This is a genomic window from Aeromicrobium tamlense, from assembly GCF_013408555.1.
GTDB classification, from domain to species: domain Bacteria; phylum Actinomycetota; class Actinomycetes; order Propionibacteriales; family Nocardioidaceae; genus Aeromicrobium; species Aeromicrobium tamlense.
The window spans coordinates 321,547-347,692 of the sequence record NZ_JACBZN010000001.1 but is presented as its reverse complement, the minus strand read 5'-3'; the positions used below and the strand labels follow the sequence as shown (position 1 = coordinate 347,692).

Annotated in this window: 24 protein-coding genes and 1 tRNA gene; 7 read left to right on the top strand and 18 right to left on the bottom strand. The window is 72.2% G+C overall.

Going from position 1 to position 26,146, the window contains the following annotated elements:
* Window positions 1-2: 2 nt before the first annotated feature.
* Window positions 3-860: a TatD family hydrolase gene (locus BJ975_RS01765; protein ID WP_179423060.1), complete on the bottom strand. Its 858-nt coding sequence runs from the start codon at window positions 858-860 to the stop codon at window positions 3-5.
* Window positions 861-864: 4 nt separating this feature from the next.
* The gene (gene metG, locus BJ975_RS01760; protein WP_179423058.1) at window positions 865-2,445 is read right to left on the bottom strand and encodes a methionine--tRNA ligase; all 1,581 of its coding nucleotides are present in this window, start codon (window positions 2,443-2,445) and stop codon (window positions 865-867) included.
* Between the two features lie 173 nt (window positions 2,446-2,618).
* On the opposite strand from metG, the gene BJ975_RS01755 reads away from it, so the two are divergent.
* Both BJ975_RS01755 and BJ975_RS01750 read left to right on the top strand, forming a co-directional pair.
* A complete protein-coding gene (locus tag BJ975_RS01755) occupies window positions 2,619-3,236 on the top strand; it encodes a hypothetical protein (RefSeq protein ID WP_179423055.1) in 618 nt (205 codons plus the stop codon).
* Window positions 3,233-5,212 (top strand): YhgE/Pip family protein, encoded by a 1,980-nt coding sequence (locus BJ975_RS01750; protein WP_179423054.1) that lies wholly within the window; start codon window positions 3,233-3,235, stop codon window positions 5,210-5,212. Before BJ975_RS01755 ends, BJ975_RS01750 begins: the two co-directional genes overlap by 4 nt.
* Window positions 5,213-5,215: 3 nt before the next feature.
* On the opposite strand, the gene fgd is transcribed toward BJ975_RS01750, so the two are convergent.
* Together fgd and rsmI are read right to left on the bottom strand one after the other, a co-directional pair.
* Window positions 5,216-6,238 (bottom strand): glucose-6-phosphate dehydrogenase (coenzyme-F420), encoded by a 1,023-nt coding sequence (fgd, locus tag BJ975_RS01745; RefSeq protein ID WP_179423052.1) that lies wholly within the window; start codon window positions 6,236-6,238, stop codon window positions 5,216-5,218.
* Window positions 6,235-7,077 (bottom strand): 16S rRNA (cytidine(1402)-2'-O)-methyltransferase, encoded by an 843-nt coding sequence (gene rsmI, locus BJ975_RS01740; protein WP_179423050.1) that lies wholly within the window; start codon window positions 7,075-7,077, stop codon window positions 6,235-6,237. The genes fgd and rsmI overlap by 4 nt, the downstream gene beginning before the upstream one ends.
* A gap of 124 nt (window positions 7,078-7,201) precedes the next feature.
* Here rsmI and BJ975_RS01735 point away from each other — a divergent pair, with 124 nt between their 5' ends.
* From BJ975_RS01735 to BJ975_RS01720, 4 genes are all read left to right on the top strand, one after another.
* Complete coding sequence (locus BJ975_RS01735; RefSeq protein WP_179423048.1) at window positions 7,202-8,716, top strand: dolichyl-phosphate-mannose--protein mannosyltransferase; 1,515 nt, start codon at window positions 7,202-7,204, stop codon at window positions 8,714-8,716.
* Between the two features lie 52 nt (window positions 8,717-8,768).
* The gene (locus BJ975_RS01730) at window positions 8,769-9,347 is read left to right on the top strand and encodes an RNA polymerase sigma factor (protein ID WP_179423046.1); all 579 of its coding nucleotides are present in this window, start codon (window positions 8,769-8,771) and stop codon (window positions 9,345-9,347) included.
* Window positions 9,344-10,321 (top strand): DUF4349 domain-containing protein, encoded by a 978-nt coding sequence (locus tag BJ975_RS01725; RefSeq protein WP_179423044.1) that lies wholly within the window; start codon window positions 9,344-9,346, stop codon window positions 10,319-10,321. The genes BJ975_RS01730 and BJ975_RS01725 overlap by 4 nt, the downstream gene beginning before the upstream one ends.
* A 138-nt stretch (window positions 10,322-10,459) precedes the next feature.
* Window positions 10,460-11,500: an LLM class F420-dependent oxidoreductase gene (locus BJ975_RS01720; protein ID WP_179423042.1), complete on the top strand. Its 1,041-nt coding sequence runs from the start codon at window positions 10,460-10,462 to the stop codon at window positions 11,498-11,500.
* Between the two features lie 95 nt (window positions 11,501-11,595).
* Here BJ975_RS01720 and BJ975_RS01715 read toward each other — a convergent pair whose 3' ends face one another.
* The 8 genes from BJ975_RS01715 to BJ975_RS01680 form a co-directional block, all read right to left on the bottom strand.
* Entirely contained in the window at window positions 11,596-11,952 is a 357-nt protein-coding gene (locus BJ975_RS01715) for a fluoride efflux transporter FluC (protein WP_179423040.1), read from the bottom strand.
* A complete protein-coding gene (locus BJ975_RS01710) occupies window positions 11,949-12,398 on the bottom strand; it encodes a fluoride efflux transporter FluC (RefSeq protein ID WP_218845705.1) in 450 nt (149 codons plus the stop codon). Before BJ975_RS01710 ends, BJ975_RS01715 begins: the two co-directional genes overlap by 4 nt.
* A 112-nt stretch (window positions 12,399-12,510) precedes the next feature.
* Window positions 12,511-13,620, bottom strand: a complete 1,110-nt coding sequence (locus BJ975_RS01705; RefSeq protein WP_179423038.1) for a hypothetical protein — start codon at window positions 13,618-13,620, stop codon at window positions 12,511-12,513.
* Window positions 13,621-13,772: 152 nt separating this feature from the next.
* Window positions 13,773-13,845, bottom strand: a tRNA-Ala gene (locus tag BJ975_RS01700).
* Between the two features lie 64 nt (window positions 13,846-13,909).
* Window positions 13,910-14,878 (bottom strand): divisome protein SepX/GlpR, encoded by a 969-nt coding sequence (sepX, locus tag BJ975_RS01695; protein WP_179423036.1) that lies wholly within the window; start codon window positions 14,876-14,878, stop codon window positions 13,910-13,912.
* Window positions 14,879-14,963: 85 nt separating this feature from the next.
* Complete coding sequence (locus BJ975_RS01690) at window positions 14,964-15,566, bottom strand: GNAT family N-acetyltransferase (protein ID WP_179423034.1); 603 nt, start codon at window positions 15,564-15,566, stop codon at window positions 14,964-14,966.
* The gene (gene glp, locus BJ975_RS01685; protein WP_179423032.1) at window positions 15,566-16,840 is read right to left on the bottom strand and encodes a molybdotransferase-like divisome protein Glp; all 1,275 of its coding nucleotides are present in this window, start codon (window positions 16,838-16,840) and stop codon (window positions 15,566-15,568) included. The genes BJ975_RS01690 and glp overlap by 1 nt, the downstream gene beginning before the upstream one ends.
* Before the next feature lie 27 nt (window positions 16,841-16,867).
* The gene (locus BJ975_RS01680; RefSeq protein ID WP_179423030.1) at window positions 16,868-18,244 is read right to left on the bottom strand and encodes a UTP--glucose-1-phosphate uridylyltransferase; all 1,377 of its coding nucleotides are present in this window, start codon (window positions 18,242-18,244) and stop codon (window positions 16,868-16,870) included.
* Window positions 18,245-18,262: 18 nt separating this feature from the next.
* On the opposite strand from BJ975_RS01680, the gene BJ975_RS01675 reads away from it, so the two are divergent.
* Entirely contained in the window at window positions 18,263-18,853 is a 591-nt protein-coding gene (locus BJ975_RS01675; protein ID WP_179423028.1) for a 5-formyltetrahydrofolate cyclo-ligase, read from the top strand.
* 81 nt (window positions 18,854-18,934) lie between these two features.
* Here the strand turns inward: BJ975_RS01675 and BJ975_RS01670 are convergent, their stop codons facing one another.
* From BJ975_RS01670 to guaB, 6 genes are all read right to left on the bottom strand, one after another.
* Window positions 18,935-20,632, bottom strand: coding sequence for an FAD-dependent oxidoreductase (locus BJ975_RS01670; protein WP_179423026.1), 1,698 nt, complete (start codon window positions 20,630-20,632; stop codon window positions 18,935-18,937).
* A gap of 13 nt (window positions 20,633-20,645) precedes the next feature.
* Window positions 20,646-22,205 carry a succinic semialdehyde dehydrogenase gene (locus tag BJ975_RS01665; RefSeq protein ID WP_218845704.1) on the bottom strand — a complete coding sequence of 520 codons (1,560 nt, stop codon included), beginning with the start codon at window positions 22,203-22,205 and terminating at the stop codon, window positions 20,646-20,648.
* Between the two features lie 65 nt (window positions 22,206-22,270).
* Window positions 22,271-22,738 carry a GNAT family N-acetyltransferase gene (locus BJ975_RS01660; protein WP_179423022.1) on the bottom strand — a complete coding sequence of 156 codons (468 nt, stop codon included), beginning with the start codon at window positions 22,736-22,738 and terminating at the stop codon, window positions 22,271-22,273.
* Window positions 22,735-23,508 carry a carbon-nitrogen hydrolase family protein gene (locus tag BJ975_RS01655; protein WP_179423020.1) on the bottom strand — a complete coding sequence of 258 codons (774 nt, stop codon included), beginning with the start codon at window positions 23,506-23,508 and terminating at the stop codon, window positions 22,735-22,737. Before BJ975_RS01655 ends, BJ975_RS01660 begins: the two co-directional genes overlap by 4 nt.
* Window positions 23,505-24,602 carry a GuaB3 family IMP dehydrogenase-related protein gene (locus tag BJ975_RS01650; RefSeq protein WP_269307067.1) on the bottom strand — a complete coding sequence of 366 codons (1,098 nt, stop codon included), beginning with the start codon at window positions 24,600-24,602 and terminating at the stop codon, window positions 23,505-23,507. Before BJ975_RS01650 ends, BJ975_RS01655 begins: the two co-directional genes overlap by 4 nt.
* 34 nt (window positions 24,603-24,636) lie before the next feature.
* Window positions 24,637-26,142, bottom strand: coding sequence for an IMP dehydrogenase (gene guaB, locus BJ975_RS01645; RefSeq protein ID WP_179423016.1), 1,506 nt, complete (start codon window positions 26,140-26,142; stop codon window positions 24,637-24,639).
* Window positions 26,143-26,146 lie beyond the last annotated feature (4 nt).

Below are 26,146 nucleotides of genomic sequence, written 5' to 3'. Positions count from 1 at the left end.
ACTCATGTGACTGTAGCGACACGCTCGGGCCAGTGTCCCCCGAACGCCCGATCGGTGTTCGCGTCGATGGCCTCGCAGAGCTCCTCCACGGGGGCCTCGAGCACCTCGGCCATGAACCGGACGGTGTGCGGGATGAGGAACGAGGCGTTCGGCTCCCCCCGGTGCGGCATGGGGGTCAGGAACGGCGCGTCGGTCTCGACGAGGATCCGGTCGCGGGGCGCGATCCGCAGCGCCTCGCGCAGGTACTCGGCGTTCTTGAACGTCACCGTGCCGGCGAACGAGAGGTACGCGCCGCGCTCGACGCACCGCTGGGCGAAGTCGGCGTCGCCGCTGAAGCAGTGCATGACGACGCGGTCGGGGACGCCCTCGTCGTCGAGGATCGCGAGCACGTCGTCGTGGGCGTCGCGGTCGTGGATCACGAGCGTGCGGTCGTGACGCTTCGCGATGCGGATGTGCTCGCGGAAGCTGTGGTGCTGGAGGGGTCGCAGGTCGGCACCCGTGCGGAAGTAGTCGAGCCCGGTCTCCCCCACGGCCCGCACGACGGGATCGGCGGCGAGCCGGTCGATCTCGGCGAGGTCCGCCTCGAGGGTCTGACTGCGCGCGGCGTCGTTGGGGTGCATCGCCACGGCGGCCACCACGCTGGGCTGCGCACGGGCGACCTCGACCGCCCACCGCGAGCCCTCGAGGTCGCAGCCGACCTGGACCGTGCGGGTGACGCCCACGGCCGCGGCGCGGTCGAGCGCCTCGTCGACCGGGATCAGCGCCCCGCCGCGGATGCGGGTGTCGAGGTGGCAGTGGTTGTCCACCACGGGGCGCGGCAGCGGCGCGGGCGGCTCGGGCCAGCCCTCGGTGAGCGTCACCGGCTCAGGCCTCGGCGAGGTCGATGCGCGGGAACAGCGACGGCACCTTGGTGATCGTCGCGCCCTCGGGCAGCTGGCCCCACCGGGCGACCTCGTCGATCCGCTGGTCGGCCAGCGCGCCCAGCGCGGGCTCGGCGCCGAGGGACTCCCACAGCGACGTGGTGGCCTTCGGCATGACGGGGTGCAGCGTCACCGCCAGGACGCGCAGGCCCTCGGCGGCCGTGTGGAGGATCGTGCCGAGACGCTCGCGCTGCGACTCGTCCTTCGCGACGGCCCACGGCTGGGTCTCGGTGATGTAGAGGTTCAGCGCGTCGACGATGCGCCAGATCGCGGCGAGGGCGTCCTGCGGCGCGATGCGCTCCATTGCCTCGTCGGCCTCGGCGACCGCGGTGGCGACGGTGTCGACGATCCGCTGCTCGGCGTCGCCCAGCGGACCGGCCGCGGGCAGTGCACCGTCGAAGTACTTGCCGATCATGGCGGCCACGCGCGAGGCCAGGTTGCCGAAGCCGTTGGCGAGCTCGGCGTGGTAGCGCGCGCCGATGTCCTCCCACGAGATCGAGCCGTCGCTGCCGAACGTGAGCGCGCGGGTGAAGTAGTAGCGGTAGGCGTCCGAGCCGAACGTGCCGACGATCTCGGTGGGGTGGATGCCGTTGGCCTTGCTCTTGCTCATCTTCTGGCCGCCGACGAGCAGCCAGCCGTGCGCGAACACGCGGTGCGGGACGGGCAGCCCGGCGGCCATCAGCAGCGCGGGCCAGATGACGGCGTGGAAGCGGACGATGTCCTTGCCGACGAAGTGCACGTTCGCGGGCCACAGGTCCTCGAACCGCTCGTCGTCGACGCCGTAGCCGGCCGCCGTGACGTAGTTCAGCAGCGCCTCGATCCACACGTACATGACGTGCGAGTCGTCCCACGGCAGCGGGATGCCCCAGTCGAACGTGGAGCGCGAGATCGACAGGTCCTTGAGGCCGCCGCGCACGAACGCGAGCACCTCGTTGCGCGCCGACTCGGGCTGCACGAAGTCGGGGCGCTCCTCGTAGAGCGCGAGCAGCCGCTCGGCGTACTGGCTCAGCGGGAAGAAGTAGTTCTCCTCGGTGACGTGCTCGAGCCGGCTGCCGTCGAGCGTGGAGACCTTGAAGCCCTCGTCCTCGCCCTCTCCGTCGGCGACGTACTCGTCGGCGACGAACTCCTCGGAGCCGACGCTGTACCAGCCGGAGAACTCGCCCTTGTAGACCTCGCCGCGGTCGTGCAGGTCCTGCCAGAACGCCTGGGCGCCCTTCTCGTGGCGCGCCTCGGTGGTGCGGATGAAGTCGTCGTTGGCCGCGTCGATCGTGCGCAGCATCGGCAGCCACTCGTTCTCGACGAGGCGGTCGACCCACTCCTGCGGTGAGACGCCGTTGGCGTCGGCCTTGCGCAGCACCTTCTGGCCGTGCTCGTCGACGCCGGTGAGGTACTGGACGCGCTCGCCCCGCTGGCGGTGCCAGCGCGTGATGACGTCGCCGATCGTGGTCGTGTAGCCGTGCCCGATGTGGGGCGCGTCGTTGACGTAGTAGATCGGCGTCGTGGCGTAGAAGGTCGGCTCGGGCACGAGTCCGAGTCTAGTGAGCGCGCCGACACGACCCGGACCGCCCGGCCGCTGACGTGCCGGAGCGATCCCGCACGGCGGGGTAACGGGAATCACCCGCCTCGACTCTGGGAGAACCAGGCGTGACGCTGGAGACTGGAGAGTTGGGCCACCTTCACGGCCCGGGAGCGAGAAGCATGAGAATCGAAGCCATCGCCACGTCGGTCGACGGCCCGCACTCCGCGGTGCTGGAGCCGACGTCGGCCACCATCGAGACCGGCGCGGTCACCATCGTCGACGGACCACCCGGCACCGGCCACACGGCGTTCAGCCTGCTGCTGGGCGGACGCCTCGTCCCCTCGTCGGGGCGGGTCCTGATCGACGGCGAGGCCGACGGGCAGCGGCTGCGCGACGTGGTCGCGCTGGTCGACGTCCCCGACGTCTCCGAGCCCGACGACGTCGTCTCGCTGGCGACCACGATGGGCGAGGAGCTGGCGATGGCGCGACGTCCGGCGGGCCGGGGCGACGTCAAGGACTGGCTCGACGAGCGCGGGGCGGCGCAGTGGCGTCGCACCCGCGTCGAGGACGTGCCGGCCGACGTGCGGCTCGCGCTCCTGGCCGACGTCGCGGCCCGACGGCCGGGCGTGGAGGCGCTGGTCCTGTGCTGCCCCGACCGCTACGGGGCCGACCCGCACGCGGCACTCGGCGTGGCCCACGAGCTGGCCGACCGCGGCCTCGCGGTCTGCCTCCAGCTGACCACGAACTCGCTGCGCAACGTCCGGGCCTCGCACACCACGCTGGGAGCCGTCCGGTGACCGCGCTCCGACTCGCGCTGAGCGAGCTCCGCCGCCTCACCGCCGGACGCATGCCGCGGCTGGCCGTGCTCGCGATCGTGCTGATCCCGACCATGTACGCCTCGCTCTACCTGTGGGCCAACCACGATCCCTACGGCAAGCTCGCGACCGTGCAGGCCGCGCTCGTCGTCGAGGACGTGCCCGCCGAGAGCGACCAGAGCGGCACGGTGCACGCCGGCCGCGACGTCGCCCACGACCTCGTCGAGGACGGCTCGTTCGACTGGCAGGAGGTCGACGCCGACGCGGCCGCCGCGGGCGTCGAGGACGGCACCTACCTGTTCGCACTCACCATCCCGCGCGGCTTCTCCACCGCGCTCGCCTCGACCGCGGACTTCGATCCCGCGCAGGGCACGCTGATCCTCACGACCAACGAGGCCAACAACTACCTCTCCTCGACGATCGCCGAGCAGGTCCTGACGAAGGTCAGCTCGTCGATCGCCGAGAACGTCAGCGAACGCGCGGCCTCGTCCTTCCTGCTCGGCTTCTCGACCCTGCACGACCAGCTGAAGAAGGCCGGTGAGGGCGCCGAGACCTTGGCCGACGGGCTCGTCAGCGCGCACGACGGAGCGCTCCGACTGACCGACGGCGCGGGCGACCTGGCCGACGGCGAGGCGCGTCTCGTCGACGGCCAGCAGCGGCTGAACAGCGGACTCGAGGATGCGGTGACCGGCGCCGACCGGCTCGCGGACGGCTCGGGCGATCTCGCCGACGGCGCGTCCGAGCTGGCGTCCGGCGCGCGCCGGGTGGCCGACGGCACCGAGCAGCTGGCCACCGTGGCCGACCGCGTCGCCGACGCCGCCACGCAGGCCAGCGACGACCTCGACCGCGCCCGCGAGGACATCGCCGAGCGCCTCGCCGACTCCGGTCTCACGCCCGAGGAGCAGGCGGCGGCGCTCGCCACCCTCGACGACCTGCGCCAGCCGCTCGACGAGCTGGGCGAGCGGGTGGAGACGACCACCGGTCAGATCGACCAGCTGGCCGACGGTGCCGATCAGGTGGCCTCAGGCGCGGGCGAGCTCCGCACCGGCGCGAACCGCCTCTCCACGGGCGCCGGCACGCTCCGCGACGGCCTCCGGACCGCGCAGGGCGGCAGCGCCGAGCTGCTCTCCGGCCAGCGCGACGCCCAGGCGGGCGCCGAGCAGCTGGCCGACGGGGCCGGCACCCTCGCGTCCGGACTCGAGAGCGCCCGCGACGGCTCGCGCGAGCTGGCCGACGGACTCGCCGACGGCGTGCGGTCGATCCCGGACCTCTCCGAGGAGCGCCGCGACGAGACGGCCCGGACGATCGCCTCGCCGATCCGCACCGAGGACGTCGCCCAGGCCTCGGCCGACAGCTACGGTGCCGGCCTGGCCCCGTTCTTCCTGGCGATCGGCGCCTGGGTGGGCGGCTACGTCATGTTCCTCCTGGTGCGACCGCTGTCGAACCGCGCGATCGCGGCCCGTCAGTCCCCGTGGCGCACGGCGCTCGGCGGCTGGCTCACGCCGGCCGTGCTGGCCGCGGCCCAGGTGCTCATCATGCTCACCGTGGTGATGTCGGTCGTCGGCATCGACGTGCTCCGCTCGACCCAGGTGGCGCTGTTCCTGCTGCTCGTGGCGGCCGCCTTCGTGGCGATCGTCCACGCGCTCAACGCCTGGCTCGGGCCCGTGGGACAGCTGCTCGGACTGGTCCTGCTGGTGCTCCAGCTGGCCAGCGCGGGTGGCACGTTCCCGTGGCAGACGCTGCCGCCCACGCTGCAGTCGATCCACCACGTGCTGCCGATGACCTACGCGATCGACGGCATCCGGCACCTGATGTACGGCGCGAGCCTGGACTCGCTGCCACGCGACATCGCGGTGCTGACGGCCTACGTCGTGGGAGGCGTCGCGGTCTCCGCGGCCGCGGCCTACCGACGCCGGATCTGGCGCGTCTCGCAGATCAAGCCCGAGATCGCGCTCTGAGCCTCAGCGGTCGCGCAGGCGTGGGGCGAGGTCGCGCTCGAACAGCTCGAGGAAGCGCGTCTGGTCGTGGCCCGGCGCGTGGAAGACGAGGTGGTTGAAGCCCCAGTCCACGTACTGGCCGATCATCTCCGCGACCTCGTCCGGGTCGGAGCCGACGATCCAGCGCTTCGCGATCTGCTCGATCGGCAGCGCGTCGGCGGCGGCCTCCATCTCGACCGGGTCGGTGATGGAGTGCTTCTGCTCGGGCGTCAGCGACAGCGGCGACCAGAAGCGCGTGTTCTCCAGCGCCGTGTCGAGGTCGGTGTCGTAGGACAGCTTGATCTCGATCATGCGGTCGGCGGCCTCGGGGTCGCGACCGGCCTTCTCGGCGCCCTCACGGAACGCCGGCAGCAGCTTCTCGGTGTAGAGCTCGGGGCCCTTGCCCGACGTGCAGATCGAGCCGTCGCCCATGCGGCCGGCGTACCGCGCCACGACCGGGCCACCCGCCGCGACGTAGACCGGGATCGGCTCGTCGGGGCGGTCGTAGATCGAGGCGTCGTGCGTGGAGTAGTACTCGCCCTCGAACGAGACGCGCTCGTCCGACCAGAGCTCGCGCATGAGCCGCACCGACTCGCGCAGCCGCGCGAAGCGCTCCTTGAACTCGGGCCAGTCCTGCTCGCCGGCGCCGCGGAAGCCCGTGGCGATCTCGTTGAGCGCCTCGCCCGTGCCGACGCCCAGCACGATCCGCCCCGGGTAGAGGCAGCCCATCGTGGCGAAGGCCTGCGCGATGACGGCCGGGTTGTAGCGGAACGTCGGCGTCATCACCGAGGTGCCGATGACGACCGAGCTGGTCCGCTCCCCCACCGCGGTCATCCACGCCAGCGAGAACGGCGCGTGGCCGCCGGTGTGCCGCCACGGCTGGAAGTGGTCGCTCGTCCAGACCGACTCCATGCCGTGCGCCTCGGCGGCGACGGCGTACTCGACGAGGTCGCGCGGGCCGAACTGCTCGGCCGACGCCTTGTACCCGAGCTTCAACGGCTGACTCATGTCGACTCCTTCGTGGCGTGGGCGGCGGCATAGACCACCTTGCGGGAGATCCCCGTGCGCCGCGCGACGTCCGCGACGGCGTCCTTCGTGCTCAGGCCCTCGGCGCGGGCCTCGTCCACCAGGGCGGCGAGGTCGGTCTCGTCGAGGTCGGCGGGGGCGGGCGGCTCGCTGCCGCTGACCACGATCGTGATCTCGCCCCGGACCCGCTCACCGTCGCCGGCCCAGGCGGCGAGCTCGGACAGCGGACCGCGCACGACCTCCTCGTGGGTCTTGGTCAGCTCGCGGCACACCGCGGCGGGCCGGTCGGCGCCGAACGCCTCGGCCATCGACTCGAGGGTGGCGGCGGTGCGGTGCGGGGACTCGAAGAAGACCATCGTGCGCTGCTCGTCGGCGAGGGCGCCGAGCACGCGGGACCGCTCGCCGGGCTTGCGCGGCGGGAAGCCCTCGAAGCAGAAGCGGTCGACCGGCAGGCCCGAGACCGCGAGCGCCGTCAGCACCGCCGACGGCCCGGGAATCGCGGTGACGGGCAGGTCCTCGGCGACCGCCGCGGCCACGATCCGGTAGCCGGGGTCCGAGACGCTGGGCATGCCCGCGTCGGTGACCAGCACGACGGTCGCCCCGTCGCGCAGGTGGTCGAGCAGCTCGGTGGTGCGCTGCTGCTCGTTGCCCTCGAAGTAGGAGACGACGCGGCCCGGGACCTCGACGCCGAGGTCGGCCGCGAGGCGACGGAAGCGGCGGGTGTCCTCGGCGGCGACCACGTCGGCCGACGCGAGGGCGTCGGCCAGCCGGCCCGATGCGTCGGCCACCGTCCCGATGGGCGTCGCGGCGAGGATCAGCACCCCTCGATCCTGCCACGGACCCGCGCACGCGCCGGTCGGCCGTCGTCCGGGCCCCGCGACCGGAAGGTAACTGCGAGTTCAGAACACTCTCCCGCCGGGCGTCCCGTCTGGCTAGGGTGTGCGGGTGACCCTGCTCGACCGGATCAGCCTGCGCGCGTGGGAGTGGATCGGCCCGATCGCCATCGCGCTCCTCGCGTTCGCCCTGCGGATCTGGAAGGTCGGCAGCCCGAACTCGCTCACCTTCGACGAGACGTACTACGCCAAGGACGCGTGGGGCCTCATCCACGGCGGCTACGCGCGCGACGCCGTCGAGGACGCGAACGGCCGCATCATCAACGGCGAGACCGACGTCTTCACGCAGGACCCCACGTGGATCGTCCACCCCGACGGCGGCAAGTGGCTCATCGCGTTCGGCGAGAAGATCTACGGCCTCACGCCGCTGGGCTGGCGCTTCGCGGCGGTCGTCGTGGGCTCGCTCATGGTGCTCGTGCTCGCGCGGCTCGTGCTGCGCCTCACCGGCTCGCTCGCGCTCGGCTGCGTGGCCGGGCTGCTGCTGACCCTCGACGGCCTGCACTACACGATGTCGCGCATCGCCCTGCTCGACATCTTCCTGGCGTTCTGGATCCTGTGCGCCGTCGCGTGCCTCGCCGTCGACCGCGACTGGCTGGGCGAGCGGCTGGCGCTCGACCGGCGCTACTACGCGTGGCGGCCGTGGCAGCTCGCCGCCGGCGCCTGCTTCGGCATGGCCGTCGCCACGAAGTGGAGCGGCCTGTACGTCCTGGCCGCGTTCGGCCTCACGGTCGTGATCTGGGAGGTCTGGGCCCGTGGCCGCGTCGAGTCGGTGCAGGACGCCTTCGTCCGCGTGCTCCGGGTGGGGCTGCCCGCGTTCGGCTGGCTCGTCGGCGTCGCGCTCGTGGTCTACCTGCTCACCTGGACCGGCTGGCTGCTGCACCACGACGTGTTCGAGGCCCGCTTCGGCAACGGATACGGCGACGAGCCCGTGTGGGGCAGCGTCTCCGATCCCACGCGCGGTCCCCTCGGGGGCCTGATCGACGCGTTCCGCTCCCTGTGGTCGTTCCACGTCATGACCTGGAACTTCCACACGGGCGACTACCTCGCCTCGAAGTCCCACCCCTATGAGTCCAACGCATTCGGCTGGCTCATCCAGTGGCGGCCCACGAACGTCTCGTCGAACTTCGACATCGCCGCCGACGTGTGCGGCGCCTCGGCCGACTCCAAGTGCGTGCGCCAGGTGCTCACGCTGGGCAACCCGGCGATCTGGTGGGTCGGCACCCTCGGCCTGGTCACCGCGCTCGTCGCGTGGATCCGCAACCCCACGTGGCGCTGGAGCCTGCCGCTCGTGGGCGTCCTGGCCACGTGGGCGCCGTGGTGGATCACCTCGGGCCGCCCGATCTTCACGTTCTACGCCATCGCGATCGTGCCGTTCATGATCATCGCGCTGTGCCTGGTGTTCAACGCGATCCGCCGTCGCATCCCCGACCGCTACTGGTGGCCGGGCCTCGCGGCCTACCTCGGCGTCGTCGCCGTCACGTTCTGGTACTTCTTCCCGATCCTGGCCAACCGGATCATCACGTACGACCAGTGGCGCGAGCGCATGTGGTGGGACCGCTGGATCTGAGACGATGCGCTGCACCGCGACATGAGAGGTCGTGGAGGCAAGGATCGAGACGATGGCCGGACCGGCCCACGGCGCGGGGTACGACCCGCCACTGAGCGACACGGCGCTGCTGGCGCGTGCGCAGGCAGGGGACACGTTCGCGTTCGGCACGCTGTTCGACCGGCACGTCAGCGCCGTCTACTGGCAGGCGCACCGGGTCGTCGGTGACGCGAGCGAGGCCGAGGACGTCTGCCAGGACACCTTCGTCACGGCGTGGCGTCGCATCGGCGACATCACGATCGTCGACCGCTCGATCCTGCCGTGGCTCATGGTCACGGCGCGCTACACCGCACTGAACGCCGGACGGAAGCGCGCTCGCCTGCACGCGGTCGACCTGGAGCACGAGCCGGTGGACCCCGGCGCGGACCCTTCCGGCCACGTGGAGGAGGCGGCGGTCGCGGCGGCCATCGACGCTGCCGTCGCCCGCCTCTCCCCCGTCGACCGACGGCTGTTCGAGCTGTGCGTCGACGGCGACCTGACCTATGAGCAGGCGGCCGCGGAGCTGGGCGTGACCCACGGGGCCGTCCGCAACCGCGTGTCGCGACTGCGGGCCCGCCTGCGCGGCGACCTGCGAGAGGAGCGTGCCCGATGAGCGGGACGGAGCTGCCGGTGCTGGAGCCGGAGCGGATCGAGCGGATGCGTGCGCACGTCATGGACGTCGTCGCCGAGGACGCGGAGGACGCGCGCCGGCGCCGGCGGCGGGTGCGCGCCGCGTTCGCCGGCGCCGCGGCCGCGGCGGTCGTGGTGGTGGGTGGCGTCGGAGTAGGACTGGGCGGACTCGCCGGGACCTCCGGGGGCTCGGACTCGATGACCTCGAGCGACTCCGGCGCGGCGGAGGGTCCGACCTCCCGGTCCGACGCGGGCGGGGCCGCGGCCGACGAGGAGGTCGCCCCCGACGCCGAGCTGCCGACGAGCAGCACGGTCGTCACCACGGGCTCGATGTCGGTGGAGGTCGACGACGTGCGCGAGGCCGTCACCGCCATCCGCGTCTTCGTGGCCCAGCGGGAGGGGCGGATCGACGGCGAGAGCATCGAGAGCGGGACCCAGGGGTCGGCCTCGTTGACCGTGCGTGTCCCCGCCGGGGCCGTCGAGGCGCTGCGGCGCGAGCTGGACGAGCTCGGCGGGCCGGCCTCGGTGTTCCTCGAGCGCACCGACGAGGCGGCCACGATCGCCGACGTGGACGCGCGGATCGCGTCGCTCGAGACGTCGATCCGCCGGCTGCGCGCGATCATCGCCGAGTCCTCGTCGACGCGCGACCTGCTCGACGCGGAGGCCCAGCTGACCCAGCGCCAGAGCGATCTCGAGGCGCTGCAGGCCCAGCGGCGGGTGCTGCGCGACCAGACCTCGCTCGCCACGATCGAGGTGCTGGTGGTGCCACGGGACACCGCACGCTCCGTCGAGCCCGGTGAGGGCTTCGTCGGCGGCCTGACGCGTGGCTGGAACGCCCTCGTCGCCACCGTCGACGGGATCGTGGCGTTCGCCGGTCTGGTCACGCCGTGGCTGGTCCCGGCAGGCCTCGTCGCGGCCGTCGTGCTGTGGCTCCGCCGCCGGAGGGCCCGCGCCTGACGAACGATGAGGCATTCGGCCCCGCTGGGGTGCCCGAATGCCTCATCGTTCGTCAGACCCCCGGGACGACGCCACCCCCGATGTGGCAGCGTGAGCCACGACACGGGCGACGGGCGCCCGGGACGACGGAGGTACGCGATGAAGCTCGGACTCAGCCTCGGCTACTGGGGTCAGGGACAGCCGCCGGGCCAGGCCGAACAGCTGGCGCTGGCCGAGGAGCTCGGCTACGACTCGGTGTGGACCGCCGAGGCCTACGGGTCCGACGCGCTGACCCCGCTCGCGTGGCTCGGCGCCTCGACCTCGCGCATCAAGCTCGGCACCGGCATCGTGCAGATGTCCGCCCGCACGCCCACCGCCACGGCGATGGCCGCGATGACGCTCGACCACCTCTCGAACGGACGCATGATGCTGGGCCTCGGCGTCTCGGGCCCGCAGGTCGTCGAGGGCTGGTACGGCCAGCCCTACCCGCGCCCGCTGGCCCGCACGCGCGAGTACTTCGACGTGCTGCGCCAGACGATCGCGCGCGAGCGGGTCGCGCACGACGGCCCGCAGATCCAGATCCCCTACCGCGACGTCTACGGCCTGAAGTCCACCGGCCTGGGCAAGTCGCTGCGCTCGACGCTGCACCCCGTGCGCGAGCAGATCCCGCTGCTGCTCGCGGCGGAGGGCCCGAAGAACATCGCGCTGTCCGCCGAGATCGCCGACGGCTGGATCCCGTTCTTCTACTCGCCCTGGGACGCCGAGTTCGCGCACACCGCGCTCGAGGAGGGCTTCGCGAAGCGCGCCCCCGAGCGGCTCCCCCGCGAGCAGTTCGAGATCGCCTGCCCCGTCCAGGTGATCGTGTCGGACGACCTCGAGGCCGCGGCCGACTTCATCCGCCCGTTCATCGCGCTCTACGTGGGCGGCATGGGCGCGAAGGGCGCGAACTTCCACTTCGACGCAGTCGCACGCCTGGGCTACGAGGAGGCCTGCGCGAAGATCCAGGACCTCTACCTCGAGGGTCGCAAGGAGGAGGCCACCGCCGCCGTCCCACTCGACCTCGTGGAGAAGATCGCCCTGATCGGCCCGAAGGAGAAGATCCGCGACGACCTCGCCGCCTGGCGCGAGTCCGTCGTCACCACCCTCACGATCGGCGGCAACGCCGACACGCTCCGGATGATGGCCGAGCTCGTCCTCTGACGCTCCCCCTCGCAGACTGAACGAGGTTTCCTGTCACTTCGCGAGGTTCGCAAACCTCGCGAAGTGACGGTTTCCCCGGTTAGCCGGGGAAACTGTCAGCCCAGCCGGAGCCCGAGGGCGGCGGCGCCGAGGCCGCAGGCGAGCATCGCCGCGGCATGGGAGGCGGCGAGCGCCAGAGCACGGGGGCCGCGGGAGCGCGCCAGCAGAAACGCCTCGACGCTGGCGGCCGAGAAGGTCGTGTAGCCGCCGAGCAGGCCGGTGCCGAGGACGAGGCGCACGTCCGAGTCCGCGGCCGTGGCGGCCACCACCAGTCCCAGCACGAACGAACCGGTGACGTTCACCGCGAAGGTCCCCAGCGGCACGGGAGCGCGCACCGAACGCGTGACGAGCCCCTCCGCGACGAATCGCAGCACGGCCCCGACGCCGCCCGCGAGCGCGACGAGCGCGATCACCGGTCCCGCTCCGCGGCGGGAGGCCGGACGCCGCCGCCCACCAGGACGCCCGCAGCGGCCGCCAGGACGCCCAGCAGCACGCTCAGCACCCCGTAGGCCAGCCCGAGACCCACGGCACCACCCGTCAGCAGCCGCTCGACCTCGACCGCGAACGTGCTGTAGGTCGTGAATCCGCCCAGCACGCCCGCGCCGAGGGCCGGGCGCACGTACCGGAGCCGTCCGACCTCGCGTCCCGAGACCACGGCGACCAGCGCACCCAGCAGGAACGACCCGACGACGTTCACCGCGAACGTGGCCCACGGCCAGTCGCCGGCGGCGGGCGGGAGGGCCTCGGCCAGCGACGCACGCACGGCGGTGCCGATCGCACCGCCGATCAGGACGAGGACGAGCGCCCCCGGACTCGCGTACAGGGGCCGCGCCTGCGACGAGGCGTCATCAGCGCGCACGGGACTCCTTCCGGCGACGGCGGGTGCGCGCCGAGCCTACGCCCCCGCGAACGACAGCGCGGTGGACCGTGGCCGAGGCCACGATCCACCGCGCCGGTGGGGGGGGGTCGAGCTAGCGCTGGAGCTTGAACACGTAGACCCGGGTGACCGTGCGCGGCTTGCCGCCGGTCGGGGTGTACGTGGCCTTGACGCGCAGCTTCGTCGCGACCGCGGACTTGCCGCTCGCCTTGAGCTTCTTCTTCAGCTTCTTGATCGTCGAGCCCGACGGCTTGACCCAGACGGACGTGTTGCCCGAGGCGCCGACCTTCTTCGTGACGGTCTTCAGCGTGCCCTTCTTGGACGGGCCGACCTTGATCTTGCCGGCACCGGGGAGGTCGAGCTTCAGCTTGACCGCGGCGGCACGGGAGTGCGCGGCGGGCTTGGGCAGCTTGAACACGTTGCTCGGGGCGACGGCAGGCTTGATGCCGGTGCGCACCGAGGTGTCCAGGATGCTGCGCCAGCCGCCGTCCTGACCGTCGGCCTGCGCGGGAGCCGCCCAGTACCAGTCCCACCCGAGGGAGACGACCAGGCCCTTGCCCTCACGCTTGGTGAAGACGCCGGCGTTGTCGTTGTCGGAGTCGGCGTACTCGACGACCGCGCCGGCCGGGAGGGTGGAGATCACGGCCGAGTTCGAGCCGTTGTTGTCCGGCAGCGAGGCCGGGCCGCCACGGAACGGGCTGCCGGCGGGGGCGCGCTTGGTCCAGCCGTCGTCGCCGGTGGTCTCGATCTTGTAGCCGAACAGCGTGTTGAGCGTGTCCTCGTAGTCCGAGGCGACCACGATGGTGCCGCCGTTGCGGACGAAGGACTTGACGGCGCTGCGGCTCGCGGAGCCGATGTTCTGCGCCCACGCGTCCCGCTCGAGCTCAGGCACGACCAGCGTGTCCTTGCCCTTCAGCGCCGCGGTGATGGCGGCCGGGGTGCTGGTGGTGAGCTCGGTGACCGTGTGGCCGTCGGCGCGCAGGCCGACGATCATGTTCGCGGCCTCGTGGCCCTCGTTGGTGGGGACGTCGGCCAGGGCGATGGTGTCGACGAAGCTGGGGTCGTTGAGGACGACGACCTTGGCGCCGGGCGCGGCGGCCGGGGCGGCCGTGGCGACAGGTGCGGCGAAGGCGAGAGCGCTCGTGACGAGGGCTCCGCCGAGGAGTCCGGACACGACTCGGTACTGGGTCTTCGGGGAGATCATGCGCGTGAGCCTAGGGGCGCGTGGTGCGGGAGTGTCGCGCTTTCTCGCGAAGGTGGTCCGAAGGAACCATCGCGTGTAGGAAGCTCGGATGAGGCGCGCGGGCCCGGGAAGTGAGCGACGCCCCCGGACCGGGTCCGGGGGCGTCGATGACGTGGAGCATAGGAGATTCGAACTCCTGACCTCTTCGATGCGAACGAAGCGCGCTACCAACTGCGCCAATGCCCCAAGGTCGTACATCAGGATAGCAACACGGTCCCCGGTGTCCCTCCTGCGGGGGTGGGTGAGCGGCTCAGTGGCCGACGGCGCGCTGGTCGGAGCCCGCGTCGCCCTCGTCCATGCCGGGCAGCTCGGTCTGCTCGCCCTCGACGTGGCCCGAGGTCCACGCGCCGGGCTGGCCGAACTCGATCGTGCGCACCGTCCGGCCCGCGCGCGGCTTGCTCACGTAGGTGGGCACGGTGATCGGCAGCGGGTCCCACAGCGGCTCGCCGCTCGTGGCCGAGACGCTGGGCACCGCGATCTGCAACTGCTCGTCGAGGGCGTCGGCGGCCAGCGGCGCGTCGGTCTCCATGACGTTGCGACGCTCGAGCGCGAGGTCCTCCACCTGGTCGGAGACGACGATGGTCATCTCCTCGTCGGCGGCGGTGCCCCCGACGGTGGTGGACCGGTCGGACCCGACACGGCCCGATGCCCAGCCGAAGGCCCGGACGACGGACGACGGCACGGCGCGCAGCCCGCGCACGATACGCCCCTGCGAGGAGCCGCGGGCGATGCCGCGCTCCTGGCGCACCATGACGCGGCACAGGACCAGCCAGGCGACGATCAGGCCGACGCCGATCGCGGGCGTCCACACGGGAACGAGGCTGGCGACGGTGACGCCGGTCAGCACCGCCAGCACGGCCACGAGCGTCAGCAGCACGTTGCGGCGACGACGGGCGGCGATCCTGGCGGCCTCGCGCGTGACGCGCGGACGTTGCGCGTCGACCGCCGGAGAAGTCCGGTCGACGCGAGGGGAAGTCGAGGGGGTGGCGGGCTCGGCGCGCTTCGTCACGGGCGGGGCCACCTTCTTCGTGACGGAGGGCGCGGGACGCTCCTCGGCGGCCACCACGGTGCGGCGCGGCTCCACCACGCGACGCGTGGGACCGTCCTGGTCGAGGGAGGAGTTCTTGCCCGCCTCGTCGTAGCGACGCAGGACGAGCGGCACGAAGTACGCCGCCCACAAGGCGACGACGAACGCGACGATCAATCCGCTGGAACCCACGCTTGAAACCGTAGGTCGTGACGCGCTCGATCCGTGGGAGCCTGCCGGGTGTGTCGCACCAGAGTTCACGCAGGCCCCGTCGGACTCAGGTGGTGGAACCGTCCCCGCGCAGGCGCGCCAGGACGCCGTGCGGCACGTCCTCCTGGAGCAGCTGGAACATCCGGTGGTCGCGCCACTCCCCCGCGATGTGCAGGTAGCGCGGGGCGAGACCGAACTCCTCGAAGCCGAGCTTCTCCACGACGCGTAGGCTGGCGGCGTTCTCGGGACGGATCGAGATCTCGATCCGGTGCAGGCCGGCCTTGGTGAACAGGTGGTCGCACACGAGCGCGACCGCGGTGGGCGTGACACCGCGACCGGCGTGGCTGCGTGCCACCCAGTAGCCGATGCTGGCCCACAGCGCCGAGCCGCGCGTGATGCCGCTCACGGTGACCTGCCCGACCATGTCGCCGGCCCACGTCACGGCGAAGGGCATCGCGGAGCCCTCACGGGCGCGGCGGCGCAGCGTGGCGATCGTCGCACCGTAGGACTCGGGCGCGTTGCCCTCGCCGCGCGGCAGCGTGGCCTCCCACTGGACGAGCCAGTCGGCGTTCTCCGAGCGCAGCCGCGCCCACGTGGAGGCGTCGCGACGCACCAGCGGACGGACGCCGACGAGACCGTCCGACAGCGTGGCCGGCCACCCGCGTGCCATCAGAAGTTGCGGTCCAGCACGAGGGTGCGGACGGTGTCGCCCAGGTGCAGCGCGCTCTCGTCCTCGCCCACCACGATCAGGGCGTTGGCCTTCGCGAGCGTGCCCACGAGGTGGGGTCCGGCGTGCGGCAAGGGGGTGACCTTCGCTCCGCGGTGCGTGACCTCGAAGAACGCCGGGCGGTACTCGCGCACACCGGTGTCGGACGTGAGGTCCTCGGCCAGCACCGCGTGGACCTGCGGGCGGCGGTAGGGCGTGCGGCCCAGCATGCGACGGATCGCCGGCACCACGAAGACCTCGAAGCCCACGTACGCCGAGACCGGGTCGCCCGGCAGCGTGATGACCGGGGTCTGCTCGTCGAAGACGCGGCCGAAGCCGTGGGTGCGGCCCGGGTGCAGCGCGACGTCGGAGAAGGTGACCTCGCCGACCTCGGTGAGCGTGCGCTTCACGAGGGCGCGCTCGTCGCCCGTGATGCCGCCGGTGGTGATGACGAGGTCGGCACGCACGAGCTGGTCGGACAGCACGCGCTTGAAGTGCGCGGGATCGTCGTCGACGACGCCGACGCGGTAGGCGATCGCGCCGAGGTCGCGCACGGCCGCGGCCAGCATCGAGGAGTTCGCGTCGTGGACGGAGTCGGCGTCGAGGTGGGCGCCGGGCTCGCGCAGCTCGCGGCCCGTGGACATCACGACGACGCGCGGACGCGGACGGGCGCGCACGCGGTCGCGGCCGATCGCGGCCAGCAGGCCGATCTCGCGCGGACCGAGCACGGCCCCCTCGGGCAGCGCGACGGCACCGCGCGAGAGGTCGCCGGCGGCGTGCCGCACGCCCGACCCGGCCAGCACGGCGCGGCCGATGGCCACCTTCGTACGGCCGCCGTCGGTGGAGTCGGCGGGGACGACGGCGTCGGCGCCGCGCGGCAGCGGCGCGCCGGCCATGATCCGCACGCACGAGCCGCCGCTGATGGCGAAGGGCTTGCCCAGGCCGGGGACGATCTCGGCGACGACCGGGAGCTCGACGGGCTCGCCCGGGCGGGCCCCGACGACGTCGGTGGCGTTGACGGCGTAGCCGTCGACCGCGGCCGCGGAGAATCGCGGCAGGTCGTCGTCGCTGAGGACGTCCTCGTGGAGGGTCAGGCCCAGCGACTCGACGACGGGTTGGTCGTAGGCCGCGAGGGGTCCGACGCCCCGCAGGATGGTCTCGAGGTGGTCCTCGACCGTCAGGCGGCCGGGGGCGACGCTGACGGGACGCGTCCGCGGAGGCAGTTGTCCTGACGACATGCGTGCCAGCCTAACGGCCGTTCCGCGCTAGATCCCGGACAGCACCGTTCCGGAGGCCACGTGGCGCGGTCGGCCCTCGTCCTCGAGGACCACGTCGCCGCGCACCACGACGCCCTCGCCGAAGCTCCAGTCCCCGCGCACCGTGAGCGACGAGGCGTACAGCAGGCCGACCGAGAACGGCAGTCGCTTGTCGAACTCGCCGATGGCCTTGAAGTAGCGCTTGTCGAGGTCGACCGATGGGACGTCGTCCACGCGGGCGCGCATCTGGTAGTCGGGGCCCACGTCGTAGACGTCGGAGCGCAGCAGCAGCAGGTCGTCGGTGGTCTTCACCGGCAGGAAGCGCGCGCGGTCGACCTCGATCGCCGTGGCGCCCTCGAACACCGAGATCGCCGCGCCCATCGCGGACTCGATCTGGATCACCTCGGGGCTGTCGGGATCGGTGGGGTCGACGTTCTTCTGGTTGCGGATGAGCGGCAGGTCGAGGACGCCCTGCGCGCGGTCCAGCTCGGCACGCAGCGCGTGGAGGTCGAACCAGAGGTTGTTCGTGTGGAAGTAGCGGTGAACCGACAGGTCGGCCGCGGCCTCCCGGTCCTCAGGGGCGATCTGCGCTGTCTCGCGCAGGATGAGGCGGCCGTCGGAGCGGCGCACCACGAGGTGACCGCCCTTGACGTCGGCCGGCGTGCGGCGGCAGACCTCGGCCGCGTACGGCGCCCCGGTCTCGGCGAACCACGCCATCATCGCCGGGTCGGGCACGGCGCCGAGGTTGTCGGCGTTGGAGATCGAGGCGTACCGGTAGCCGGCCTCGATCAGCTGGTCGAGCACGCCCGAGGCGTCGAGGGCGGTGTAGAGGTCGGCGTGGCCCGGCGGGCACCACTCGAGCGACGGATCGTCGGGCCACTCGACGGGCGCGAGGGTCTCAGCGTCGAGGCGGGGCTCGCGGTTCTGCAGGAAGTCGAGCGGGAGGTCGCCGACCTTCAGCTCGGGGTAGTGCGACAGGGCCTCGAGGGTGTCGTCGCGCGTCCGGAAGCTGTTCATGAACAGCAGCGGCAGGTCGACCCCGAGGGTGGAGCGCACGTGCCACACCTGGTCGACGATGAGGTCGAGGAAGCTCAGCCGGTGCTTGATCGGCAGCAGCGACTTCGCCTGCTGCATGCCCATCGTGGTGCCGAGGCCGCCGTTGAGCTTGATGACCACCGTCTCGGCGGCGGCTCGGCGCAGCGTCTCGGTGTCGTAGTCGAGCGAGTGGATGCTCGCGACGTCCTCGAGCGGCTCGACCTCGGACTCGGGGATGAGCCCGGACGCACCCTCCTCGAGCTGGTGGTAGAACGCCGTGAAGACGTCGATCGCCTGCTCGGGCAGCCCGACCGAGCGCATCTTGTCCTGTGCGGCTGCCAGTGCGTTCATCGGCCCTAGGCTAGCGCCATGTCGGCGTCCGTGACGGGTGAGAAGACGAACCTCCGTCGGCTGCTGGCCGCACGTCGGCGCGATCGCACGACCGCGGAGCGGACCGGAGCCGCCGAGGCGATCGCCCTGCACGCCACCGCGCTGCCCGCCCTGGTGCGTGCGCGGCGGGTGGCGGCGTACCTCTCGCTGCCGAGCGAGCCGGGCACCGAGCCGCTGATCGACCTGCTGGCGGGACGCGGCGTGGAGGTGCTGGTGCCGCTCGGCCGGCCCGACCGCTCGATGGACTGGGTCGTCCACGAGCTCGGCTCGGTGGCCGTGGGGGCGCTCGGCGTGCCCGAGCCCACCGGTCCGCCGCTCGGCGCCGGCGCGCTGGCCACGTGCGACGTCGCGCTCGTGCCCGGACTCGCGGTGGACCACGCCGGCAACCGGCTCGGCCGGGGCGCGGGCTACTACGACCGCGCCCTCGCGGACTTCCCCGGCGTCGTGTGCGCCGTCGTGTTCGACGACGAGCTCCTCGAGCACGTGCCGCACGAGCCGCACGACCACCCGGTCGACCTCGTGCTCACGCCCGCGGGCGTCTTTCGTCCCTCCCGGGACCGAGATCTGTAGCGGTCTCCACCGTTCTCGGGCGGTTCCGGCCGAAAAAGGGTGGCTACCGCTACAGATCTCGCCCGCCGGAGGCGGGAGCGGTCAGGAGACGGCGACGATCGGGAGGCGGTAGGCCGCGGGGGCCTGGTCGGGGACGACGGGGTTCTTCGGCAGGATCGGCTCGATGCGGCGGTAGGCCTGGCCCAGCGCCGGACGCTGGTCGGCCTCGCCCTTGTTGGGCCACATCGCCACGGCCCGCTCGGCCTGCGCCGTGATCGTGAGCGAGGGGTTCACGCCGAGGTTGGCGCTGATCGCCGAGCCGTCGATGACGTGCAGGCCCTCGTGCCCGTAGAGCCGCTGGTAGGGGTCGATGACGCCGGTCTCGGGCGAGTCGCCGATCGCGCAGCCGCCGAGGAAGTGCGCCGTCATGGGAATGCCGATCGGCTCGGTGACGATGCCGCCCGGGACGCCGTCCATGTAGTCGGCCATCTCGGTCACCGCGCGGTGCGCCTCGGGGATGTAGGTGGGGTTCGGCTCGCCCGATCCCTGCTTGGTCGTCATCTTGCGACCGCCGAACAGCCGGCGCTTCGTGTAGGTCGTGATCGAGTTGTCGCGCGCCTGCATCACCAGCGCGATGACGGTGCGCTCGGACCAGTGGAACGCGTCGTAGAGCTTCGGCAGCCGCGGCGCGATCCGCACGATGTTCTTCAGCACCGTGAGCACGCTCGGCTTGCCCTGGCCGCTGCCGTCGGTGGACAGCACCATCTGGACGAACATCATCACGTTGGAGCCCTTCCCGTATCGGACGGGCTCGATGTGGGTGGTGTCGTTGGGGTGGATCGACGACGTGATCGCCACGCCGCGCGTGTAATCGACGTCGCGGTTCATCGCGACCGAGCCCATGAGGGCCTCGGAGTTGGTGCGGGTCAGCAGGCCGAGGCGCTTCGAGACGTGCGGCAGGCTGCCGCCGTCGCGCAGCTGGTGCAGCAGTCGCTGCGTGCCCAGCGAGGCGGCCGAGAAGATGACCTGCTCGGCTCGGATCACGGGGTTCTTGCCGCGCCACTTCCGGGTGGAGCGCGAGTGCACCTCGTAGCCGCCGGCGGCCGGGCGCACGTCGACCACGGTGGTGAGGTCGCGGACCTCGGCCCCGGCCTGCTCGGCCAGGTAGAGGTAGTTCTTGACGAGCGTGTTCTTGGCGTTGTGTCGGCAGCCCGACATGCACTCGCCGCAGTTGATGCAGGTGCGGCGGTCGGGTCCGACGCCGCCGAAGTACGGGTCGCCGACGTCGCGGCCCTCCTCCTCGCCGAACAGCACGCCGACGGGCGCGAAGTGGAAGCTGTCGCCGTAGCCGAGCCGCTCGGCGGTGGTCTTCACGACCGTGTCGGCGGGGCTCATCTCGGTGACCGGGTTGACGCCGAGCATGCGCTTGGCCTGGTCGTAGTACGGCGCGAGCTCGCTCTTCCAGTCGGTGATGTGGCTCCAGGCCGGGTCCTCGTAGAACGGGTCGAGCGGCTCGTAGAGCGTGTTGGCGTAGACCAGCGAGCCACCGCCGACGCCCGCGCCGGCGAGCACGAGCGAGTTGCGCAGCAGGTTGATCCGCTGGATGCCGTAGCAGCCGAGCCGCGGGGCCCACAGGTACTCGCGCAGGTGCCAGGAGTTCTTCGCGAACTCGTGGTCGGCGAAGCGGCGGCCGGCCTCGAGCACGAGGACCTTGTAGCCCTTCTCGGTCAGCCGCAGCGCCGAGACGCTGCCGCCGAACCCCGATCCGATGATGACGACGTCGTAGTCCTGCTCGGTCATGGTCGTTCCTCTCTCAGGCTCGGGTGGTGAGTCGGCGCAGCAGGCCGAGGCCGACGGTCAGCAGGGAGCGGAAGGTCCGCCTCGACAGGAAGGCGGGTCCGCTGACGGGCATCAGCCGCTGCACGCCGATCGACTGCGTCTCGGTGAACCGCAGCAGGCCCTCGGCGCCCTGGCGGCGTCCGGTGCCGGACTCCTTCATGCCGCCCATGGGCGCGCCGATGCTGCCGAACGTGGCGGCGAAGCCCTCGTTGACGTTGACCGTGCCGGCGCGGAGCCGCTCGGCCACCTTGCGGGCGCGGCGCGTGGGTCCCCACACGCTGGCGTTGAGGCCGTAGACCGTGCTGTTCGCGGCCTGCACCGCCTCGCCCACGCTGCGGTACGGGTAGAGCGAGACGAGCGGACCGAACGTCTCCTCGGCGAAGCACAGCGCCGCCGGGGGCACGTCCTCCAGGACCGTGGGCTCGTGGAACCACGGGGCGATGTCGGGGCGTGCCCGGCCGCCGGACACGAGCGTGGCGCCGTGGTCGAGGGCGTCGGCGACGTGCTTCTCGATCGTGGCCAGCTGGGCGGGCGAGACGAGCGTGCCCATCTCGACCTCCCAGTCGGCGTTCGCGCCGAAGGCCAGGTGCGACAGGCGCTCGGCCAGCGCGTCGCGGTAGCGGGCGTAGATCGACTCGTGCACGTAGATGCGCTCGATCGAGACGCACAGCTGGCCGGCCGAGCTGAAGGCCGCCGTGACCGTGCCCTCGACCGCCTTCTCGACGTCGGCGCCGGGCAGCACGATCATCGGGTTCTTGCCGCCGAGCTCGAGCGAGCAGCCGATGAGCCGCTCGGAGCACTGGGCGGCGATGCGCTTGCCGGTGGCGGTGGAGCCCGTGAAGCAGATGTAGTCGGCGTTCGCGATGATCGCCGAGCCGATGACCGAACCGGCGCCGCTGACGACCTGCCACAGGTCCTTCGGGAAGCCCGCGCGGTACATCAGCTCGATGATCGCCAGGGCGGTGAGTGGCGCCTGGCTGTCGGGCTTGTGCACCACGGCGTTGCCGGCGGCGACGGCGGCGAGGCCGTCGACGAGCGCCATCGACAACGGGTAGTTCCACGGCGTGATGAGGCCGACGACACCCTTCGGCCGCTGGTGCTGGCGCACGCTCGTGAGCACGGGGTAGACGCCGCCCCGGCGGTGCGGGCCGAGGATGCGCGCCAGGCGACGGCCGTAGTAGCGGCCGGTCAGCGCGGTGTGCAGCACCTCGTCGAAGGCGTGCGCGCGCGCCTTGCCGGACTCCAGCTGCACGAGGTCGAGCAGCTCGTCCTGGTGCTTCAGGACGAGGTCGTGCAGCCGCAGCAGCGCCTTCTTCCGGCGGCGCAGCGAGGTGCGCGCCCAGGTCAGCTGGGCGACGCGAGCGGCGGCGAAGGCGTCGAGGACGTCCTGATCGGTGGAGACCGGGATGGTGGCCACGTCGGCTCCGCTCAGGGGCGACACGGTGGTACGGGTCTCGGTGCCCGTCGCCCGGATCAGGCGGGTGAGCTGGGCGGCGCGCTCGGGCGCGACTGTGATCTGGGCGACATCAGGCATGCACAGGACGATACCGAAGAAATCCGACATGTGACACCACGACTGTCACATGTCGTCACCGCGGGTTACAGCAAGGCGGGGTCGTCCAGCCGCTTGGCGAAGCAGAGCGACTCGGGCACCTGGTCGTACGGCTCGTAGATCTCGATCGGCTCGTAGGCCGAGCGCGTGTAGAGGGCGATCGCGGCTCGCTGCCGCTCCCCCGTGTGCAGCACGACGCGGTCGGTGACCGCACGGGCGCGGTCCTCGATCGCCGCGAGCATCCGCGCCGCGAGGCCCGTGCCGCGCGTCTCGGGCAGCAGGAACATCCGCTTGATCTCCACGAGGTCGCGCAGGCGGCGCAGGCTGACCGTGCCGACCGGCCGGTCGCCGTCGAGCGCGAGCAGGCACGCGAGCACGGACTCCGGGGTGACGTCCTCGGCCCCGACGGAGTGCCGGGGCGTGCCGTACAGCTCGCCCATCTCGGCGCCCATCCGAGCGCGCAGGTCGAGCACGCGGGGGTCGAGGAAGTCGACCTCGACGATCTCGGCGGTCATCGCCGCACCACCGGGCCGGGCTCGCGCACGTCGGCCAGCATCGTGTGGGCCGCACGCGTGGCCTTGAGCAGCGGCCGGTCGAGCGTGGCGATCGCGAGGCCCTCGGTCTCCTCGACCGAGGCGAGGATGCGGCCCTCGGGGTCGTAGACCGCGCTGCCGCCGTCGAACTCCGCGCCCGCGACCGAGCCGCTCAGGCCGCTGACGACCGCGTACATGCCGTTCTCGACCGCACGGGCGCGGTAGTAGACCTCGCGCCGGTGGGCGCTGCCGGCGAAGTACGCCACCGACGCGGCGTAGACCTCGGCGCCGGCCAGGGCTACCGCGCGGGCGTGCTCGGGGAAGCAGCCGTCGTAGCAGATGGACAGGCCGACGGCCCAGCCCCGGACGTCGATGATGACGCTCTCGGAGCCGGGGACGACGTGCTGACCCTCGTCGCCGCAGGGGTTCTGCTTGTCGTAGACGCGGCGAGCGGCCGGGTCGTCGCCGAGCCCGAACGCGAGCGTGGAGATCGTGAACCCGTCGGGCCCGTCGAGGCACGCGCCCACCAGTACGACCGTGCCCGCGGCAGCCGCCGCGTCGGCGATCGGCTGCAGGCGCGGATCCGACTCGCCCACCACGATCGGCGGCAGGCGGTAGCCGCCGAGGAACAGCTCGGGCATCACCAGCAGGTCGGCTCCGCCGGCCTGCTGCACCGCGCGGACGACGGTGGCGATGTCGGTCTCGACGTCGCCGGCCGAGGCGAACTGGCCGGCCGCGACGGTGAGCGTCACCCGAGGACGACCTCGATGCGCTGGAACTCCTTGAGGTCCGTGTAGCCGGTGGTGGCCATCGCGCGGCGCAGGGCGCCGACGAGGTTCATCGTGCCGTCGGGCACGTGCGAGGGACCGAAGAGCACCTGCTCGAGCGAGCCGACGGTGCCGATCTCGACGCGCTCGCCGCGCGGCAGGTCGCCGTGCCAGGCCTCGGCACCCCAGTGGAAGCCGCTGCCGGGGGCGTCGGTGGCGCGCGCGAACGGCGAGCCGATCATCACGGCGTCGGCGCCGCAGGCGAAGGCCTTGGCGAGGTCGCCGCTGCGGCCGATCGAGCCGTCGGCGATGACGTGCACGTAGCGGCCACCCGACTCGTCGAGGTAGTCGCGGCGCGCCGCGGCGACGTCGGACACGGCCGAGGCCATCGGCACCGCGACGCCCAGCACGCTGCGCGTGGTGTGGGTGGCGCCGCCGCCGAAGCCGACCAGCACGCCGGCCGCGCCGGTGCGCATGAGGTGCAGGGCCGCCTGGTGGGTGGCGCAGCCGCCCACGATCACCGGCACGTCGAGCTCGTAGATGAACTCCTTGAGGTTCAGCGGCTCGGCGTTGCCCGAGACGTGCTCGGCCGAGACGGTGGTGCCGCGGATGACGAACAGGTCGACGCCGGCCTTCACGACCGCGTCGGCGAACTGCTTCGTGTGGCCCGGCGAGAGCGAGCCCGCGACGGTGACGCCGGCGTCGCGGATCTCCTGGAGGCGAGCGGTGATCAGCTCGGCCTTGATGGGCTCGCTGTAGATCTGCTGCAAGCGCGGGGTGACCTGCGCGGGCTCGATGCGCGCGATCTCCTCCAGCAGCGGGCGCGGGTCCTCGTAGCGGGTCCACAGGCCCTCGAGGTTCAGCACGCCGAGGCCGCCGAACTTGCCCAGCGCGATCGCGGTCTCGGGGCTCATCACCGAGTCCATCGGAGCGGCGACGATCGGCAGGTCGAAGCGGTACGCGTCGATCTGCCAGTGCGTCGACACCTCCTGCGGGTCGCGCGTGCGGCGACTCGGCACGATGGCGATGTCGTCGAAGTGGTACCCCTGCCGGCCGCGCTTGGCCAGTCCGATGTCGATGCTCACGCGCCCAGCCTATCGGGCCGCGATGACGTCAGAGGATCGTGTAGTTCGGCGCCTCGACCGTCATCTGGATGTCGTGCGGGTGGCTCTCCTTGAGGCCGGCCGCGGTGATCCGGACGAAGCGGCCGCGGTCGCGCAGCTCGGGGATGGTGCGCGAGCCGACGTAGAACATCGACTGGTGCAGGCCACCGACGAGCTGGTGCGCCACGGTGGACAGCGGGCCGCGGTAGGCGACGCGTCCCTCGATGCCCTCGGGGACGATCTTGTCGTCGCTGGTGACGTCGGCCTGGAAGTAGCGGTCCTTGGAGTAGGACTTCTTGCCGCGCGAGGCCATCGCGCCGACCGAGCCCATGCCGCGGTAGGTCTTGTACTGCTTGCCCGCGACGAAGATCAGCTCGCCCGGGCTCTCCTCGCAGCCGGCCAGCAGGGAGCCGACCATCACGCTCTCGGCGCCCGCGACGAGCGCCTTGGCGATGTCGCCGGAGTACTGCAGGCCGCCGTCGGCGATGACCGGGACGCCGGCCGGGGCCGCGGCCAGCGTGGCCTCGTAGACGGCCGAGATCTGGGGCACGCCGACGCCCGCGACGACGCGCGTGGTGCAGATCGAGCCGGGTCCGACGCCCACCTTCACCGCGTCGACGCCGGCGTCGACGAGCGCCTGGGCGCCCTCGCGGGTGGCGACGTTGCCGCCGATGATCTGGACGCCGTCGAAGGCCGAGTCGGCCTTGAGCTTGCGCACCATGTCGAGCAGGGCGCGGGCGTGGCCGTGGGCGGTGTCGACGACGAGCACGTCGACGCCGGCCTCCATGAGGCGGCTCGCGCGGTCGTAGGAGTCGCCGAAGAAGCCGACCGCGGCGCCGACGAGCAGGCGGCCCTCGGCGTCCTTGCTGGCCATCGGGAACTGCTCGGACTTCACGAAGTCCTTGACGGTGATGAGGCCGGCGAGCTTGCCCTGCTCGTCGACGATCGGCAGGCGCTCGCGCTTGTGCTGGCGCAGCAGCGCGGAGGCGTCCTCGCGGCTGATGCCGACGGGCCCGGTGATCAGCGGCATGTGGGTCATGACGTCGTGGACGAGCGTGGTGGCCCACTCGGCGACGGGCGTGAAGCGCAGGTCGCGGTTGGTGACGATGCCCAGCAGCGTGTTGTCCTCGTCGACGACCGGCAGGCCCGAGACGCGGTACTCGCCGCAGCGCTCGTCGAGCTCCTCGAGGGTGGCCTTCGGGCCGATCGTGACGGGGTTGGGGATGATGCCCGTCTGGGTGCGCTTGACGAGGTCGACCTGATAGGCCTGGTCCTCGATCGAGAGGTTGCGGTGCAGGATGCCGATGCCGCCCTCGCGCGCCATGGCGATCGCCATGCGCGACTCGGTGACGGTGTCCATCGCGCTCGACAGCAGCGGGATCCGCAGCGAGATGTCACGCGTCAGCCGGGTCGTGGTGTCGACCTCGCTGGGAATGACGTCGGTCTCGCCCGGGAGCAGCAGGACGTCGTCGTACGTGAGGCCGAGAGGAGCGAACTTGTCGGGGATGCCCACCATGGCG

Bases quoted from the DNA above. Each gene is read 5' to 3' on its own strand.
- BJ975_RS01755 (WP_179423055.1), top strand. From the start codon at position 2,619: ATGAGAATCGAAGCCATCGCCACGTCGGTCGACGGCCCGCACTCCGCG.
- fgd (WP_179423052.1), bottom strand. From the start codon at position 6,238: ATGAGTCAGCCGTTGAAGCTCGGGTACAAGGCGTCGGCCGAGCAGTTC.
- BJ975_RS01730 (WP_179423046.1), top strand. From the start codon at position 8,769: ATGGCCGGACCGGCCCACGGCGCGGGGTACGACCCGCCACTGAGCGAC.
- BJ975_RS01725 (WP_179423044.1), top strand. From the start codon at position 9,344: ATGAGCGGGACGGAGCTGCCGGTGCTGGAGCCGGAGCGGATCGAGCGG.
- BJ975_RS01720 (WP_179423042.1), top strand. From the start codon at position 10,460: ATGAAGCTCGGACTCAGCCTCGGCTACTGGGGTCAGGGACAGCCGCCG.
- BJ975_RS01705 (WP_179423038.1), bottom strand. From the start codon at position 13,620: ATGATCTCCCCGAAGACCCAGTACCGAGTCGTGTCCGGACTCCTCGGC.
- BJ975_RS01690 (WP_179423034.1), bottom strand. From the start codon at position 15,566: ATGGCACGCGGGTGGCCGGCCACGCTGTCGGACGGTCTCGTCGGCGTC.
- glp (WP_179423032.1), bottom strand. From the start codon at position 16,840: ATGTCGTCAGGACAACTGCCTCCGCGGACGCGTCCCGTCAGCGTCGCC.
- BJ975_RS01680 (WP_179423030.1), bottom strand. From the start codon at position 18,244: ATGAACGCACTGGCAGCCGCACAGGACAAGATGCGCTCGGTCGGGCTG.
- BJ975_RS01675 (WP_179423028.1), top strand. From the start codon at position 18,263: ATGTCGGCGTCCGTGACGGGTGAGAAGACGAACCTCCGTCGGCTGCTG.
- BJ975_RS01670 (WP_179423026.1), bottom strand. From the start codon at position 20,632: ATGACCGAGCAGGACTACGACGTCGTCATCATCGGATCGGGGTTCGGC.
- BJ975_RS01665 (WP_218845704.1), bottom strand. From the start codon at position 22,205: ATGCCTGATGTCGCCCAGATCACAGTCGCGCCCGAGCGCGCCGCCCAG.
- BJ975_RS01660 (WP_179423022.1), bottom strand. From the start codon at position 22,738: ATGACCGCCGAGATCGTCGAGGTCGACTTCCTCGACCCCCGCGTGCTC.
- guaB (WP_179423016.1), bottom strand. From the start codon at position 26,142: ATGGTGGGCATCCCCGACAAGTTCGCTCCTCTCGGCCTCACGTACGAC.